Source organism: Actinomyces naeslundii, assembly GCF_001956585.1.
Classification (GTDB): Bacteria; Actinomycetota; Actinomycetes; order Actinomycetales; family Actinomycetaceae; genus Actinomyces; species Actinomyces naeslundii.
Genome location: NZ_MSRR01000001.1, coordinates 117,831 through 134,134 on the forward strand (window position 1 = coordinate 117,831; position 16,304 = coordinate 134,134).

A 16,304-nucleotide genomic window follows, 5' to 3' on the forward strand; every position below is an offset into this window, starting at 1 on the left:
CAGGCCGTGGTCGCTCTTGTGCCGCGTGGTGCCTCCGGGCGGCACAAGGCCGCCGGGGAGACGGCACACTTCGATGCCGTCTCCCCGGCGGGACGGGTTCCCAGTCATGCTGGGAGGGCGGGGTCAGGCCTTGCGGCGACGCAGGAACAGGGCGCCTCCACCGATGGCCACGAGGGCCGCGGCGATGCCGCCGAAGAGCAGGCCGTTGGAACCGGTCTGCGCCAGCGGCTTGTTGGTGGTGCCGGTCTGGGGGGAGTCGGTGCTGGCCGGGGCGCTGTTGCCGCCGTTGGCGGGAGTGGTCGGACTGGCGGTGGCACTACCGTTGTCAGCGATGTTGTTGTCGCCGTCAGTCATGAGGTCGAGGACGCCGTTCTTGGCGACGACGGTCTTGTTGCTGCTGCCGCCCTCGCCGTAGCGGGCACCCTCGAAGGTCAGCACGTATTCGCCGTCGGCCACACCCGAGGGAGCAGGCAGCTCGCCCTTGATGTTGCCCTCGGCGTCCGCCTTCAGCTTGCCGACGGTGTAGGTCTTGGAGGGGTCGTCCTTGCCGACGAGGGTGAGAGTGACCTCCTCGTTGGGGGAGAAGCCCTTGACGTCCACCTTGATGGTCTGAGCGCCGTTCTCGTCAGTGGTGATCTCGTAGGTGCCGTCCACCTTGGTGTCGTCGAAGGCGACGGCCTCCAGGGCCTGGCCCTTCTCCTCGCCGTAGGCGACACAGCCGGCGCCGATGGACCAGCCGTCGGTCGAGCCGTCCGTCTTGGCCTCAACGCCGGTCGACTTGACCAGGGCGGGGATGTCCAGGGTGGTGGACCAGTTGCCCTCAGCGTCGGGGGTGGCCTTCACGACGTCCGACATGGTGCCGTCAGGGGCGTACAGGGCGATCCCAACAGCAGCGTCCTTGCCGGTGCACCCGGTTCCGGCCACCTCGAAGGCGGTGTCAGAGGGGTTGACGATGTTCTGCTGGTCGTCGGCGAACTTGATGCTGCCATCGGCCAGGGCGGGCGAGGCGGCGAGGGAAGCGCCGATGGCGGCGGCCATCACGCTCGCGGCGGCCAGGGGGCGTCCAAGACGCATGAGTACTCCTAGGTCTACGGGTGTAGGTGGCAACCGGTGAGACGGGGTGTCACCGCGTTGTTATCAACCTTAGCGTTGTATGGGAGGAGGTTCCATCGTTTTCTGAGAATGAGGTATCGGCCTCAGTGTTGAGCAGTCGCGGCTTGGCCCATGTGGGCCAATGAGTTCGGGCGCTCGGATGCGATTCCGAGCGCCCGGGTCCTTTACCAGATGGAGACCCGTTTGTCCGGGGCCAGCCACAAGGCGTCGTCGGGCGTGACATCGAAGGCCTCGTAGAAGGCGTCGACATTGCGCACGATCCCGTTGCACCGGAACTCGGCCGGCGAGTGCGGGTCCACGGTCAGAAGCAGCTCGGCGTAGTCCGGGCGGCTCTTGGAGCGCCAGATCCGTCCCCAGGAGTAGAAGAACCGCTGCAGGCCGGTGAGCCCGTCGATGACCGGTGCCTCGTCCACTGAGTCGATGCCGGCGTCGGCCAGGGCCAGGGCGTACGCCTTGAGGGCAATCCCTAGCCCCCCGAGGTCGCCGATGTTCTCCCCGATGGTCAGAGCGCCGTTGACGTGGGGGATCTCCTCCTTCGTCGTGCCCGCGGCCTCGTGCTTGGCGAGGATGATCTCGGGCGTGTAGGCGTCGTACTGGCTGATGAGCGCCCGTGTGCGCTCAGTGAAGGCCTCCCGGTCCTCCTGGGTCCACCAGTCGCTGACCTTTCCTGTGCCGTCGAAGGTGGAGCCCTGGTCGTCGAAGCCGTGGCCGATCTCGTGGCCGATGACAGCGCCGATGCCCGCGTAGTTCACGGCGTCGTCGGCATGCGGGTCGAAGAAGGGAGGCTGAAGGATCGCAGCGGGGAAGACGATCTCGTTCATCGTCGGGTTGTAGTAGGCGTTGACGGTCTGAGGCGTCATGTGCCACTCGTCGCGATCCACCGGCTTGGTCAGCTTGCCCAGGGAGTAGGCCATGTCGGCCCTCTCCACGCTGCGCACCGAGGCCAGCACGTCCCCGGGCGTGATCTCGACGGCGGAGTAGTCGCGCCAGCGCACCGGGTAGCCGATCTTGGGGGTGAACAGCGCCAGCTTCTCCAGGGCCCGCTCCCGCGTGGCCGGACTCATCCACTCCAGTGAGGAGATGGACTGCCGGTAGGCCTCGATGAGCCGGCTGACCAGGGCCTCCATCGCCGACTTGTGCGACGGCGGGAAGTACCGCTCCACATAGATCTCGCCCAGTGCCTCGCCCAGGCAGGACTCCACCAGGCCGACACCGCGCTTCCACCGGGCTCGTAGCTCGTCGGTCCCCTGGAGCGTACGGCCGTAGAAGGCGAAGTTCTCCTCGACGAAGGCGCTCGAGAGCAGAGTGGCGCGCCCGTGAACGACGTGCCAGGCCGCCCACGCCTTGAGGTCCTCCAGGTCGGCGCCCTGCCAGACGCCGGCGGCGTGGGGCAGGTAGTCGGGCTGGGTGACGATGGCCTCGTCAAGGAAGGTGGTCCGCTCGACGCCGGCGGCCCGAGCCGCGGTGAGGATCCCCTCGCGCCACTCCTGCCAGGGCAGGCCCGGGGCCGAGTCCACGATCTCCTGCCAGGACATCGGGTTGTTCATCTTCTCCACGTCGCGGCAGGTAACGCGGTCCCAGTGGCCCTTGGCCAGATCGGTCTCCACGGCCATGACACGCTCGGCGAGGCTCTCTCCGGAGGCGGTGAGGGACTCGGTCAGCCCTGCCAGCTCGAGCATCGTGGCCACGTGCGCCACATAGGCCTGGCGCAGGGGGGCCTGCGCCTCCTCGCGGTAGTAGGACTCGTCCGGCAGGCCCAGCCCCGACTGGCCGATCCAGCTCGTGTAGCGCTGCGGGTCATTGATGTCGACCTCGACGTCTGCGCCGACGACGCCCATGAACCCCAGCGGCGTCATCTCTCCGAGTGCCCGGGCCAGCTCCTCCTTGGAGGAGGCGGCCAGCACCGGCGTCAGCTCAACAGTCAAGGGCTCGGCCCCGAGCTTCTCCAGGTGCTTCTGATCCATGAAGGCCGCGTAGAGAGCACCGACGCGGCCCCGGTTCGTGCGCAGGACCTCGGAGGACTCTGTGGAGAAGTCCTCGGCGAGCTCCTCCACGATCTGGCGGCAGGCGGCCTCGGCCTCGTCGCGCAGCACGGTGAAGGCACCACTGCTAGGACGATCTGCCGGGATCTCTGCGGTGGCGAGCCACCCGCCGTTGACGAAGCGGAACAGGTCGTCCTGGGGGCGGATCGAGGAATCGCTTGTGGCCGTCTCCAGGACACCGGCGAGAACCGGGGGAGCGGTCTCAGCAGCGGCGCCCAGCCGCGTGGAGGGCCGCGATGGTGAGTCGGAGGAAGGTCCAGTGGGAATCGGCGAGGCGTCAGTCATGACGGACACGCTAACCCGGCTCGGCCCCGTTGGCGTCCTGACGACGCTCATGCTCTCCTGGTGCGAAGCGCTGTTCGCGTGAGGCACAATCCTGCCTATGCGCATCCATATCGCCTCCGACCACGCCGGCTTCGAGCTCAAGAGCGCCGTGATCGAGCATTTGCGGAAGGAGGGGTACGACGTCATCGACCACGGAGCCCACTCCTACGACCCAGATGACGACTATCCCGCTTTCTGCCTGGCCTGTGGAGAAGCCGTGGTGGCCGACGCCGGAAGCCTCGGCATCGTTCTCGGAGGGAGTGGCAACGGGGAGCAGATCGCCGCCAACAAGGTTGACGGGGTACGCGCAGCCCTGGCCTGGTCGATCGAGACCGCCCGGCTGGCTCGCCAGCACAACAATGCCAACATCGTCGCCCTGGGCGGGCGCATGCACGACCTGGGAGCGGGCCTGGCAATCATTGATGCCTTCCTCTGCGAGCCCTTCAGCGGAGACGAGCGTCACGTGCGCCGCATCGCCCAGCTCACCGACTACGAGATGCGCATCCACGACGGTATCGCCCCCACCGGAGGCCCGTCCGGCGCCCCTACCATCACCCCTGTCGGGGACTGACCGGAGCCGCCACATGCCGGAGGGCCACACCATCCACCGGCTCGCCGCTGCCCTGGACGAGCTCTACGGTGGACAGAACCTGCACGCCTCCTCTCCGCAGGGGCGCTTCGCCGAAGGAGCCGGACGCCTGGACGGCCAGGTGCTTCTGGGCAGCCAGGCCCACGGCAAGCACCTCTTTCTTCCCTTCGGTCCCCGTGCCGACATGTCCCACGACGACCCCGGCGTCACTTGGCTACGGATCCACCTGGGCCTCTACGGTTCGTGGACCTTCGACGGCGACCGCGAGTTCATCGCGCCCCACGCCATCGGCGCACCCCGCAGGCGCGTGGGTGAGCGTGGCGAGCACGCCCTCAAGGGCGGGGGAGGCTCAGCCCTGGCCGGGCTGAACGGCGGTGCTGCTGACATCGACGACGCTCAGCGGAGTGCTGAGGGCGCAGGCGGCACCCCTCACCATGGTCCGGCTCCCGACGAGTGGGAGCCACCCGAGCCGCGTGGTGCGGTGCGGTTGCGGCTCCTCGGCCGGCACGGTGTGGCCGACCTGACAGGACCGGCGGCCTGCGAGCTGCTGGATGCCGAGGGCGTGGCCGCCGTGCGTCACAGGCTCGGACCGGACCCGCTGCGCGCCGACGCTGATCTGGAGGTCTTCGTGGCCAAGGCCCGCTCGCGGCGCAAGAGCATCGGGGAGCTCCTCATGGACCAGTCCGTCATCTCCGGGGCCGGCAACATCTACCGGGCCGAGACGCTCTTCCGGGTGGGGGTTTCACCCTTCCGGGCCGGCAACCGCATCAGCGAGGATCGGCTGCGGGCCATCTGGGAGGACCTGCGCCCCCTCATGGAGTACGGGGTGGCCACCGGCTTCATCACCACCGTCGACCTCGACGACGTCCCAGACCCCCTGCCTCCCGACGACCCTGAGGCCGGCCGGTGGTACGTCTACCACCGCACTGGCCGTCCCTGCCTGCGCTGCGGAACTCCGGTGGCGGAGCGGGAGGTGGCGGCTCGTCGCCTCTTCTGGTGCCCGACCTGCCAGGCCCGCTGAATCCGGCTGGAGTCCCACCGAGCGCCACTAAGGTGGCGCCATGTCGAACGCCTCGCCCGCCCTGCACTCCTCGAGCTGGTCCTCCTCGACTGCCGGCCTGCTGACCCGGGACCACCACCTGACCGTTCCCCTGGACCGCAGCGGCCAGGGGGACCTGGCACCGGACGGCACGGGCTCCATCACCGTCTACGCCCGTGAGATCTCAGCCGCGGGCATCGACCCGCTCTCCCGGCCTTCACTGGTCTTCCTCCAGGGCGGGCCGGGCTGTGAGGCGCCGCGCCCCAGCGCCGACGCCGGGCTTGGCTGGATCGGCGCGATCCTGGAGCACCACCGGCTCATCCTCATTGACCAGCGCGGTACCGGTGCCTCCAGCCCGGTGGATCGGCCCGATATCGCCGGTGCCCCCGCAGCCACCGCCCGGCTGCTCACCCACCTGCGCGCCGACGAGATCGTCGAGGACTGTGAGGACCTGCGCCGTGCCCTGGGCCTGGAGCGCTGGAGCCTGCTGGGCCAGTCCTTCGGAGGGTTCTGCGTCACCCGTTACCTCTCCGAGCACGCCCAGAGCCTGGAGAGCGTCTACATCACCGGTGGCCTGCCCGCCATCGGGCACAGTATCGATGAGGTCTACACCCTCAGCTACGAGGCGATGCGGGCCAAGAGCGAGGAGTACTACGCCCGCTTCCCCCAGGACCGCGACCGGATGGCGCGTCTGACTGAGAAGGCCGGTCGGGGTGAGCTGACGACGGTGGGAGGGGACATCGTCGGCCCCGAGCGCCTGCGCTCGCTCGGTGCCCTGCTGGGACGGGCCGGGGGAGCGGACACGATCCACTACCTCCTGGAGCGCGACCCCGCCTCCTGGGCCTTCCGCTACGACCTGGGGCAGTGCCTGCCCTTCGGCGGTAGGTTCCCGCTCTACGCCGTCATCCACGAGTCCTGCTGGGCCGATGCCGGTACCACCGACTGGGCAGCCCAGCGCGTGCGTCCCGCCATCTTCGACGAGGATCCCACGCTGCTGACTGGCGAGCACGTGCGACGCGAGTTCTTCGCCGAAGACGCCGGTCTGCGCCCCTGGCTGGAGGCGGCCGACATTCTGGCCGCGCACGAGTGGCCGGCCCTCTACGAGCCAGCTCGCCTCAGGTCCACGACGACCCCCGGGGCGGCCGCCGTGTATGCCCGTGACGTGTTCGTGCCGATGATCACCTCCCTGGAGACGGCTGCGCTCATTCCCGGCCTGCGCACCTGGATCACCAGCGAGTATGAGCATGACGGCTCGCGCGCCTCCGGCGGCCGGGTCTTCGACCGCCTGCGAGAGCTGGCTACCGGAGCGATCGCCCGCTGACAGCTGTGTCCCGGTGCGCCCACCGGGCGCACCGGGACACAGCCGGGTGCTTGATGAGCACGTGAGGGACGGCGTGAGGCGGCCTGCCGGGTGCTCGCTGGGATGCTGTGAGGCGACTCAGATGTAGATGGTCGGGTCCATCATGAGCTCGGGGTCGGTGCGGGGGTCGCGGGCCCGGCTTGGCACGCCCACGGCGACATGACCCTGCGGGAGGTTCTTCACCAGGACCGCGTTGGCCCCCACCTTGGCCCCGTCCTCGACGGTGACCGGTCCCAGGACCTTGGCGCCGGCGCCGATCTGCACGTTGTTGCCGATGGTTGGATGACGCTTGCCGGGACTCATGGACACCCCACCAAGAGTCACGCCGTGGAACAGCAGGACGTCGTCGCCGACCTCCGCCGTCTCGCCGATGACCACTCCCATGCCGTGGTCGATGAAGAAGCGCTCACCGATGACCGCGGCCGGGTGGATCTCGATGCCGGTGAAGTTTCGGGCGGCCTGGGACAGAGCGCGAGCGGCGAAGCGGTGCCCTTTGTGCCACAGCTTGTGAGCGGCGCGGTGCGCCCACAGGGCGTGGACGCCTGGATAGAGGAGTGCTACCTCCACGTTGGAACGGGCAGCGGGATCGCGTTTACGCGCCGTAGCCAGGTCCTCGCGTGCCAGTTCCAGAAGGGACCGTTTGGAGTTGTGCATGGTGTGCTCCTCTGATGGGTGACGGTGCGGCCCAGGCGGATTCGTGAGCTCGTACCGCATCCGCTGCGCCGTTCACAACACCGACGGCGGCTCGCCTGTTCCCAGGTTCGCCGCCGTCGGGGCCGTCAGTCGAGATAGTCCTTGTACAGAGGCGTGGACAGGTAACGCTCACCGGTGTCTGGTAGAACGGTGACGATCGTCTTGCCCTCCAGCTCAGGACGCCTGGCCAGCTCGCTGGCGGCGGCCAGGGCAGCGCCTGAGGAGATGCCTACGAGGAGGCCCTCCTCCGCGGCGGCGCGGCGTGCGTAGGTGATGGCGACGTCGGACTCGATGTGGAGCAGCTCGTCCCAGATTTCCTGGTCGAGGATCTCGGGAACTACGTTGGGTCCGAGGCCCTGGATCTTGTGGGGAGCGGCCTTCCCCTCGCTCAGCAGCGGGGACTCGGAGGGCTCGACGCCGTAGATCCTCACCCCGGGCTTCTCCTGACGCAGGACCTGGCCCACGCCGGTCAGCGTGCCCCCGGTGCCGATTCCGGCCACGAAGACGTCGATGTCGCCCCCGGTCTGCTCCAGGATCTCCCGGGCCGTGGTCTCTCGGTGGACCTTGGGGTTGGCGGGATTCGTGAACTGGGAGGCCAGGATCGAGTTGGGGGTGGCCGCCTGGATTTCCTCGGCGCGCTTGACCGCACCGGCCACGCCGCCCTCGGAGGTCAGCACCAGCTCGGCGCCGAAGGCCCGCATAATGGCCCGTCGCTCCTTGGACATGGTCTCAGGCATGGTGATGATGACTTTGTAGCCCAGGGCCGCTCCCACCATGGCCAGGCCGACGCCGGTGTTCCCTGAGGTCGCCTCCACGATGGTGCCACCGGGCTTGAGAGCGCCGGACTCCTCCGCGGCGCGGACGATCGACAGGGCGATGCGGTCCTTGACGGAAGATGCCGGCTCGAAGGCCTCGACCTTGGCCAGGACGGTGGCGGGTGCGCCATCGGTCACGCGGTTGATACGAACCAGCGGAGTGTTGCCGACCAGGGCGGTTGCGTCGAGTGCGTAGGTCATAGTGATGTCCTTTGGGGGTTGCGGGTTGAGTGGGCCCCACGGCTCCGGTTCCGGACTGGCAGCGGCCAGGGCGGCGTTGACGCGAGGGCTCTGGATAACAGAGGAAAAAGGAGACGGTCCGCGTCCGTCAGGAATGGCCACGTTGTGTCATGTGGCTGAGAACAGCAGGGGTGACCGCCTGCTCCGGGAGCGCCGGGCATGCGCGCAGCGGTACGCGCACAGATGTCGTGGCCTGGCGCCCTACCGACACCGGCAGCAGCGACACATGGGGGCGGACAGCGCAGGAGGCATGGCGCACATGACGGTCATGGCCATCACGGATCCTCCTGTCCTCAAGGCGACTGACTGCGCCTGTTCGCGTCCGGCGGTGTCAGAGCTGCTCGTGAGCTCCTCCGGGGGTGGTGCCCCGGCCGTTGCGGAAACCCTACCCCGTGTCCAACGACGATTGCCACAATCGCCCATCGTCTGTGTCACATCCTGGTCGCGTGCTGTCATGCGGTGCTCGTGGCTCAGGAGTCTCAGCCCGTGACCGCCGGCAGCTCGACCAGACGGCTCCCCGCGGGCTCGGCAGTCCCCTCGCCCCGGGTCAGAGCGGCCAGTGGTGCTTGCAGGGCTGAGGGGTCGGCGTAGGACGTGGCCAGCACCAGGACGGCGTGGGTCGGCCCCCAGATCGTCTCCTCGACGTGGATGACCGGCTCGTCCTCGGAGGTTCCATCGGCCCCGGTCGGTCCTGCCGACACGGTTCGATCCCGGGAGCGCAGCTCCGCCTCGATCCTGCCGGCCTGGGCGACCGGCACCCGTAGGTCCCACAGGTGGAGCCTGGTCAGCAGGACGCGCGAGGCCTGTTCCAACGCCTGGGCCGTGGCCTCGGAGTATGCCCGCACCAGTCCGCCGGTTCCCAGAAGCGTCCCACCGAAGTAACGGGTGACGACAACAGTCGTGTTGGTCAGGCCTGTTCCACGCAGCACGTCGAGCATGGGCTGTCCCGCCGTACCCGAGGGCTCGCCGTCGTCATTGGAGCGCTCAGTGGGCTGGTGGGAGGCCGACAGGGCGTCGGGCTGAGAGAGGTCGGTGATCGTTGTCGCCGAGCAGTGGTGGCGGGCATCGGGGTAGGAGGAGCGCACGCGGGCGATGAACTCACGGGCCTCGTCCATGGAGTCGGTACGGCAGGCGCGCGCCAGAAAGTGCGACCTCTTGATCTCCAGGTCGGTCTCGGGCTGCTCGCCGCGAGTCAGCGTGAGAAGTCCGGGGGCACCCGGTCTCCGAGATGACTGGTCGGACGGTGTCTGAGAAGCGCGCGAGGCCATGGGAAGATCCTCGCATGTGGGAGCGCGGGACCGATGTCACACGCAATGGGGCGGTCCTGGACTGGAAGCAGTCGCGCGAATGTCGTTATGGTGTCCCTCGGTCCAGTTTCGAGGGGTCGCCTGATCCCTAGTGGTTTATGAGAGAGGAGCGGGCCCATGGCAGTGCCGAAGCGGAAGATGTCCCGCAGCAACACCCGCAACCGCCGCTCACAGTGGAAGGCGAAGCTCACTGAGCTCAACACCATCCGCGTCCAGGGCCGCGAGATCTCCGTGCCCCGCCGTCTGGCGCGGGCCTACAAGGAGGGCCTCATCGAGCAGTGAGGCTGCCGGTGGAGGGCGATAGCCCTTCATCCACGCGGGTGTAGCTCAATGGTAGAGCCTCTGCCTTCCAAGCAGATTGCGCGGGTTCGATTCCCGTCACCCGCTCTGTGAGCCGAAAGGGGCCGCCTCCTCGGTGGCCCCTTTCATCACGTCACGGGCTGTGGCGCAGTTTGGTAGCGCACCTGCTTTGGGAGCAGGGGGCCGCGGGTTCAAATCCCGCCAGCCCGACTCTTCGCCCTGTGGGGCAATGATGTGCCGCGGACTCGTGCCGACATCGGACGGGTGAGCCGCGACCGTAGCGTGCCCCAGTGGCTCTACGCTGGGTGCATGCCCTCGTACCGATCTATTCTCACGGTGACCGTGCTCAAGCCGGGACATGCGCCGGAGGACGTCGAGTCCGCCGCCCGTAACGCCGTGAGGCGTATGACCGTTCTGGAGTCGTTCCAGATCGGCATCGTGCGCGGCCGGCCCCGAGTGACAGTCCGTTTCACGAGTATCGACGATGCCGAGGCCCGCGAGGTGCACGCGATCGTCGTCGATGAGGTCAGGAAGGTCGCCCAGGTCGAGCAGGTGTGGCCGGCCCGCGTCCGCGCAGGCAGAAGCGTGCCGCTGGAGCGGGGCTCGTGACTGACCGCGACTGAGCGTGACGGCCCTCGACCCTGTGTCCAGAGTCATGCGCCAGGAGAGGATGCATCATCGATCCGACTGCCCGTTTGCCCTAAGATGGCACGGATTGACGCCACAGACGCGCGTCCGCCGAACACTACCGAACGCTTCGGTGTTACCGCAGAACTCAGACCTTGGGAGCAACCCCCGTGAAGACCACTGTCGAGAATCTTGACCCCAGTCGCATCAAGCTGACCGTCGAGGTCCCCTATGAGGAGCTCAAGCCGAGCCTTGATGCCGCCTACAAGGAGATCGGCTCCCAGATCCAGGTTCCCGGCTTCCGCCGCGGTCACGTTCCCAACCGGGTCATCGACCAGCGGGTCGGCCGTGGGACCGTCATCCAGGAGGCCGTCAACAACAAGCTCTCCGACTTCTACCGGGACGCCATCACCGAGGCCGAGCGGGTCCCCATGCTCCAGCCCGAGGTCGACGTTGTCGAGCTGCCCAACGCCACCGGTGAGAACGGTGGCCAGCTCGCCTTCTCCGCCGAGGTCACCGTTCGCCCCGTCATCGAGCTGCCCGACCTGAGCAAGACCGAGCTGACCGTGGACGCCGTCGAGGTCACCGACGAGGACGTCGACACCGAGATGGACAACCTGCGCGCCCGTTTCGGTTCGCTGAAGTCCGTGGGGCGCAAGGCCAAGACCGGTGACTTCGTCACCATTGACCTCAAGGCGGTCATCGACGGCGAGGAGGTCGACTCCATCTCCGGTGTCTCCTACGAGATCGGCAAGGGCAACATGCTCAAGGGCCTGGACACCGCGCTGCGTGGTCTCAAGACCGACGAGTCCGCGACCTTTACCACCGAGCTGGCCGGCGGTGAGCACGCAGGTGAAAAGGCTGAGGTCACCGTGACCGCCACGGCCGTCAAGCAGCGCGAGCTGCCCAAGGTCGATGACGAGTTCGCCCAGCTCGCCTCCGAGTTCGACACCGTCGAGGAGCTGCGCGAGGACCTCATCAAGCAGGTCACCGAGCGTAAGACCGGGGAGCAAGCCGTCGCCGCCCGTGACGCCCTGCTCGAGCAGCTGCGCAGCGAGGTCTCCTTCGACGTCCCTGAGGCCGTTGTCGAGGCTGAGATCGCCCAGCACCTCCAGGCCGAGGGCAAGGAGAGCGACGAGGAGCACGCCAAGGAGATCCGGGACGACATCGTCACCGGCGTGCGTGACCAGATCATCCTCGACGTCCTGGCCGAGGACCTCAAGGTCGGCGTGGCTCAGGACGAGCTCCTCGAGTTCCTCTTCCAGACCGCTCAGCAGTACGGTATGGAGCCCGCCCAGTTCCTTCAGGGGGCCCAGCAGGCCGGCCAGATCCCTGCCTTCGTCTCCGAGGTCGCTCGTAACAAGTCGCTGGCCATGGCCCTGCGTCAGGCCAAGGTCGTGGACTCCAAGGGCGAGGCCGTTGACCTGTCGGCCTACATCGGCTCCGACGAGGACGATGCCGCAGCGGCTGCAGAGGCTGCTGCTGTCGCAGCCGCCGAGACGTCCGAGGAGAGCACCGACTCTGCCGAGAGTGACGATGAGTGAGCTGACAGCCGGCTGCGCAGTGAGCTGATACTGCCCCGGAATACGGGGAACCTTCGGCGGGCCCGCCTTCTTACGAGAAGGAGGGCCCGCCGATCTGCGTGTCGCCCAGATGCTGTTACCGGGCAGCTGCGGAATCGAGTTCAGCTCGCGGGTACCAGCTCTTTGCGCTTGGGACGAATGACGCCGAAGTTACGCTCCGGAATTGCCATCTTGAAGTAGTAGGCCACTCCGATGGGAACCACGATGAGACTCACGAAGAGGCAGTAGAAGGGCTGGAAGATGAGCCACTTGTTCCCGTGGTCCCAGTGAAGCCAGACGATGGCTGCGTAGTAGATGAACAGTGCGAGCAGGAGCGTCCAACCCGGGTCGACGACGGCGATCCACCTGAGGACGAACATACTGATCACGACGATGCCGCTGTAGAGCCACAGGAACGGGTGCTGGAAGACGAATCTGAAGTTGACGATGAAAAGTCTGAAGGAACCGCCGCTCCACGCGATTCGCTGACGCCACCACGCATAGAGCGTGTCAGGGGCGTTGGTGTTGACGTGGGCAAGAATATGCACGGCCTTGTACCCCAGAGCGTCCCCGATAATGCCGGACTCGATGTCGTTTCCCTGAAAGAACAGTGAGTGACGGGCCATGATCTGGCGCATGACGTCGGTCTTGCCGATATGAAGGGCGCCGCTGAGCAGCCACGGCATGATTCTACGGGCGCGCATGGAGACGACGTACTCATGGCGTTGCATCTGGACGATGAAGGGGCCCGTCTTCTGGGGCACGATGGTGACCGAGGCGAAGTCGGCCTTATTGGCCACCAGCGCGCCAATGATGTGGGTCAGCGGCTCCTGCGCCGTGGTGTCCGCGTCAAGGCAGACGGTGTAGGAGTTCAGCGGGGCGGCCAGCAGTGCGTCGCGGACGACCGTGTCCCGAGTGATCCCAGAGGTGCTTCGCTTGCGTCCGACCTTGCGGGGAACGTACTCGCTGCGGAAGATCCGGAATCCGTAGCGGATGGCAATGTCCTCGAGGTCGCGATAGAACTGCTCCGACTCGCCGGAGGTGGTGCACAGGACCACTCGGTCACCGTAGGGGCGCAGGTAGTCTGCATTCTGGAGATACTTGACGTTGCCATAGATCGGTACGAGGACGCTGAAATCGTCCGAAGTAATGCTCGGGTCCAGCTCCACAGCCTTGTACCATTTCGAGGTGACGCCGGCCCATATGTCAATTCCGATCCAGAATAGGATTCCCACCAGCAGGGTAATGACGATCATGCGACGGTCCTTTCTGGTGCATGGAATTGTGCGGGCTTGCTGAGCACGGGGGACCCCTTACTGGGTGGTGTGGCAGGCGTGAGACGTTGGACGAGAGAAGTTATTGAAGAGTGAAATAATGTGGTAGGGTGGTTGCGGCGAGAACTCGGTCCGGGAGTCATCGGACATGCGGACTCTCTAGATATTCTCTGGGTGGATAAAATCGATGGTGCCACGCCTGCGATGCCTGTGCCACGGAGTGGGAAGCGGGTCACGTCAAGATCTCGGGCACCCACAATCTAACCTACGGAAGGTTTAGTTTTCCCACTAAGGGGCGTGAGTTGCCTTACCGCCCCCGCCGGTCGTCGAATCGGCGTGAGGCGCGACACTGTGCGCGATGCTCGTGGTTGACCGCGGTTCCGCTGGCTTGAACGGGTGTCCTAATGCGTCCGTGACTTTGCGGAACTCACAGGAGTGGGGGCGCGGAGAGTCTCACCCTGCGCGCCCCCACTCCAGGTGCTGGATCGCGGTCTGCCGGCCGGTGGGCTCGCCGTCGGTCGGCATCTCCTGTTCTTGGTTACTTCGTGGTGGTCGTGCCCGCCTTGTCGACGTCGACCATCACCAGCTGCATGCGGCACGGTGACACGGCCGTCAGCGCGTGACGCTCACCGGGGGCCAGGTAGATGACATCCCCGGCGCCCATCCGCTCGGTGCGTTCACCGATGGAGAAGTCCATCTCGCCCTCCAGGAGCGTGACGATCACTGCGCGAGGGGAGGTGTGCTCGGTCAGCAGCTGACCGGTGTCGAAGGTGAAGATGACAGTGCGCAGAATCTCGTTGTTGACGACGACCCGTGAGGTCGTGGCCTCGTCGGAGATCGGCAGGGCATCGTTGAGGCCGAGCCGGAACAGAGACTCGGTGGACGGGGTGCTGGCTGCGGGGGACATGTGTGCTCCTTCGGTGTTGGGGTGATCGGTGTTGGAGTGTGAGGGCTGTGGAGGCCGTCAACGCTAAGAGTGCTGGGGCGACCATGCCATGAGGCAGTGGCGCGGCGGGCGCAGCGCACAGCTCGAGCACCGGTGTCAGCGCGGCCATGATGATAGGAGGTCACACCACGATGGACCATCCCGATGGCGCGCAGGACCTTGCCCCACAGGTGGACTCTCTGGTGCGTGGCGTTTGCCTGTACTGGACTCCCTGGGTGCGTCTCATGCTGTGCCGGAAGCGCAGGGCGCCCAGGACTACCGTCCTCGCCGGTGCGGTGATCGTCGCGGCGCAGGGGTGTGGCAGTAGCCTCCTGCTGCGATCCCGAGCTGGTGGCCGGTATGGCTGCTGGGATCCAGCGTGGTCGGCCTGACGGTCGTGGCGCTCGGGCGGCTCCGGGCCGTGCCGTGAGCTACAACGCGGTCGGGCTGTCGACCTGCGGGCGGGAAGCCTGCGCCGTGGGCGAAAAGGCTGTCATGGCGGGCATCGCGGACGGGGGCGCCGCGTTAGCGTTGGCGATACCGAACATGAGAGGACTGACGTGAGCGAGCTCTATACACCCGCTGCGGTCGCCCCGCCCCAGGCAGCCGACGCCAACGGTGCAGGTCTGGGGCTGACCGACTCCATCTACAACCGCCTCCTCAAGGAACGCATCATCTGGCTCGGTTCCGAGGTGCGTGACGACAACGCCAACGCCATCTGCGCGCAGATGCTGCTGCTGGCCGCCGAGGACCCCGAGCGGGACATCTACCTCTACATCAACAGCCCCGGTGGCTCGGTCACCGCCGGCATGGCCATTTACGACACCATGCAGTACGTCCAGCCCGATGTCGCCACCGTGGCCACAGGGCTCGCCGCCTCCATGGGACAGCACCTGCTGTCTGCCGGCGCCAAGGGAAAGCGTTACCTCACGCCGCACGCCCGCGTGCTCATGCACCAGCCCTCCGGCGGGGCCGGTGGCTCAGCCACGGACATCCGCATCAACGCCGACCTCATCATCAAGATGAAGCAGGAACTCGCGGAGATCACAGCGGCCAACACCGGTCACACGGTGGAGGAGATCATCGCCGACTCCGACCGAGACCACTGGTTCTCGGCTCAGGAGGCCCTCGAGTACGGCTTCGTCGACCACATCGTGCGCTCCAGCCGGGAGATCGGCAAGCAGAACGGAGACAACTGATATGTCCTCGACCCGTCCCTACTTCGAGGCCGTCGCCCGCCAGGCCGGTGCCATGCCGCAGGCCCGTTACGTGCTGCCCCAGTTCGAGGAGCGCACCGCCTACGGCTTCAAGCGTCAGGATCCCTATGCCAAGCTCTTCGAGGAACGTATCGTCTTCATGGGCGTTCAGGTCGACGACGCCTCGGCTGACGACATCATGGCCCAGCTCCTCGTCCTGGAGTCGCAGGACTCTGATGGCTTGATCACCATGTACATCAATAGCCCCGGCGGTTCCTTCACCGCGCTCACGGCCATCTACGACACCATGCAGTACATCAAGCCGCAGGTGCAGACCGTCTGCCTGGGGCAGGCTGCTTCCGCTGCAGCGGTCCTGCTGGCCGCCGGCAGCCCGGGCAAGCGTCTGGCCCTTCCCAACGCGCGCGTCCTCATCCACCAGCCCGCCATGGAGGGAATGCAGGGGCAGGCCAGCGACATCGAGATCGTGGCCAACGAGATCGACCGCATGCGCTCCTGGCTGGAGGACACGCTGGCGTCGCACACCGGTCAGGACCAGGAGAAGATTCATGCCGACCTTGAGCGTGACAAGATCCTGACTGCCGAGGCCGCTAAGGACTACGGGATCGTGGACCAGGTGCTCACCTCTCGCAAGACCTCGGCCTCTCCCCACTCCTCCTGACCTCCTGTCGGGTGAGTGGTGGTAGGGCAATGACACCGCCTGCGGCGCTCCTGCCGGTTGCCGGCGGGAGCGCCGGCCGTACAGCCGGTGAAAATGAAGCCCCCAAACGCTGGCAGCAAGGTGCCCAACATGGCATATTGCGGACTGGACACGCCGCCATGCCCTCGGTGCACCTGCCGGTTCAGCCCGTAGGCTGACGCAGTGGCGCCCGGGTGCGGG

15 protein-coding genes and 2 tRNA genes are annotated in these 16,304 nt (G+C 66.8%); 10 read left to right on the plus strand and 7 right to left on the minus strand.

The window, feature by feature from the left end:
• Window positions 1-123: 123 nt before the first annotated feature.
• Both BKH33_RS00470 and BKH33_RS00475 read right to left on the minus strand, forming a co-directional pair.
• Window positions 124-1,074, minus strand: coding sequence for an LPXTG cell wall anchor domain-containing protein (locus BKH33_RS00470; protein WP_076142428.1), 951 nt, complete (start codon window positions 1,072-1,074; stop codon window positions 124-126).
• Between the two features lie 203 nt (window positions 1,075-1,277).
• On the minus strand, window positions 1,278-3,440 hold the full coding sequence (locus BKH33_RS00475; RefSeq protein WP_043539653.1) for a M13 family metallopeptidase: 2,163 nt from the start codon (window positions 3,438-3,440) through the stop codon (window positions 1,278-1,280).
• Between the two features lie 97 nt (window positions 3,441-3,537).
• On the opposite strand from BKH33_RS00475, the gene BKH33_RS00480 reads away from it, so the two are divergent.
• Genes BKH33_RS00480 through BKH33_RS00490 form a run of 3 tightly spaced genes read left to right on the plus strand, consistent with a single transcriptional unit; the run spans window position 3,538 to window position 6,428 of the window.
• Window positions 3,538-4,050 (plus strand): ribose-5-phosphate isomerase, encoded by a 513-nt coding sequence (locus BKH33_RS00480; RefSeq protein ID WP_076067047.1) that lies wholly within the window; start codon window positions 3,538-3,540, stop codon window positions 4,048-4,050.
• Between the two features lie 13 nt (window positions 4,051-4,063).
• Window positions 4,064-5,089 carry an Fpg/Nei family DNA glycosylase gene (locus BKH33_RS00485; RefSeq protein WP_003784405.1) on the plus strand — a complete coding sequence of 342 codons (1,026 nt, stop codon included), beginning with the start codon at window positions 4,064-4,066 and terminating at the stop codon, window positions 5,087-5,089.
• 40 nt (window positions 5,090-5,129) lie between these two features.
• A complete protein-coding gene (locus BKH33_RS00490; RefSeq protein WP_076071917.1) occupies window positions 5,130-6,428 on the plus strand; it encodes an alpha/beta fold hydrolase in 1,299 nt (432 codons plus the stop codon).
• A 117-nt stretch (window positions 6,429-6,545) separates the two neighbouring features.
• On the opposite strand, the gene epsC is transcribed toward BKH33_RS00490, so the two are convergent.
• From epsC to BKH33_RS00505, 3 genes are all read right to left on the minus strand, one after another.
• A complete protein-coding gene (epsC, locus tag BKH33_RS00495; protein ID WP_003784425.1) occupies window positions 6,546-7,121 on the minus strand; it encodes a serine O-acetyltransferase EpsC in 576 nt (191 codons plus the stop codon).
• Between the two features lie 125 nt (window positions 7,122-7,246).
• A complete protein-coding gene (cysK, locus tag BKH33_RS00500; RefSeq protein ID WP_043539645.1) occupies window positions 7,247-8,176 on the minus strand; it encodes a cysteine synthase A in 930 nt (309 codons plus the stop codon).
• A gap of 518 nt (window positions 8,177-8,694) precedes the next feature.
• Window positions 8,695-9,483 carry an IMPACT family protein gene (locus BKH33_RS00505; protein ID WP_003784440.1) on the minus strand — a complete coding sequence of 263 codons (789 nt, stop codon included), beginning with the start codon at window positions 9,481-9,483 and terminating at the stop codon, window positions 8,695-8,697.
• A 156-nt stretch (window positions 9,484-9,639) separates the two neighbouring features.
• On the opposite strand from BKH33_RS00505, the gene rpmF reads away from it, so the two are divergent.
• From rpmF to tig, 5 genes are all read left to right on the plus strand, one after another.
• Window positions 9,640-9,804: a 50S ribosomal protein L32 gene (gene rpmF / locus BKH33_RS00510; RefSeq protein ID WP_003784449.1), complete on the plus strand. Its 165-nt coding sequence runs from the start codon at window positions 9,640-9,642 to the stop codon at window positions 9,802-9,804.
• Window positions 9,805-9,838: 34 nt separating this feature from the next.
• Window positions 9,839-9,909 (plus strand) — tRNA-Gly (locus BKH33_RS00515).
• A gap of 49 nt (window positions 9,910-9,958) precedes the next feature.
• Window positions 9,959-10,032 (plus strand) — tRNA-Pro (locus tag BKH33_RS00520).
• Window positions 10,033-10,131: 99 nt separating this feature from the next.
• Window positions 10,132-10,431 (plus strand): hypothetical protein, encoded by a 300-nt coding sequence (locus BKH33_RS00525; protein WP_043539651.1) that lies wholly within the window; start codon window positions 10,132-10,134, stop codon window positions 10,429-10,431.
• Between the two features lie 188 nt (window positions 10,432-10,619).
• Window positions 10,620-11,993 carry a trigger factor gene (tig, locus tag BKH33_RS00530; RefSeq protein ID WP_003784399.1) on the plus strand — a complete coding sequence of 458 codons (1,374 nt, stop codon included), beginning with the start codon at window positions 10,620-10,622 and terminating at the stop codon, window positions 11,991-11,993.
• 140 nt (window positions 11,994-12,133) lie between these two features.
• Here the strand turns inward: tig and BKH33_RS00535 are convergent, their stop codons facing one another.
• Both BKH33_RS00535 and BKH33_RS00540 read right to left on the minus strand, forming a co-directional pair.
• Complete coding sequence (locus BKH33_RS00535) at window positions 12,134-13,267, minus strand: glycosyltransferase family 2 protein (RefSeq protein WP_003784407.1); 1,134 nt, start codon at window positions 13,265-13,267, stop codon at window positions 12,134-12,136.
• Window positions 13,268-13,823: 556 nt separating this feature from the next.
• Entirely contained in the window at window positions 13,824-14,192 is a 369-nt protein-coding gene (locus tag BKH33_RS00540) for a cupin domain-containing protein (RefSeq protein WP_003784436.1), read from the minus strand.
• Window positions 14,193-14,770: 578 nt separating this feature from the next.
• On the opposite strand from BKH33_RS00540, the gene BKH33_RS00545 reads away from it, so the two are divergent.
• A complete protein-coding gene (locus tag BKH33_RS00545) occupies window positions 14,771-15,409 on the plus strand; it encodes an ATP-dependent Clp protease proteolytic subunit (RefSeq protein ID WP_009404125.1) in 639 nt (212 codons plus the stop codon).
• Window position 15,410: 1 nt separating this feature from the next.
• Window positions 15,411-16,085, plus strand: a complete 675-nt coding sequence (locus BKH33_RS00550) for an ATP-dependent Clp protease proteolytic subunit (RefSeq protein ID WP_003784427.1) — start codon at window positions 15,411-15,413, stop codon at window positions 16,083-16,085.
• Window positions 16,086-16,304 lie beyond the last annotated feature (219 nt).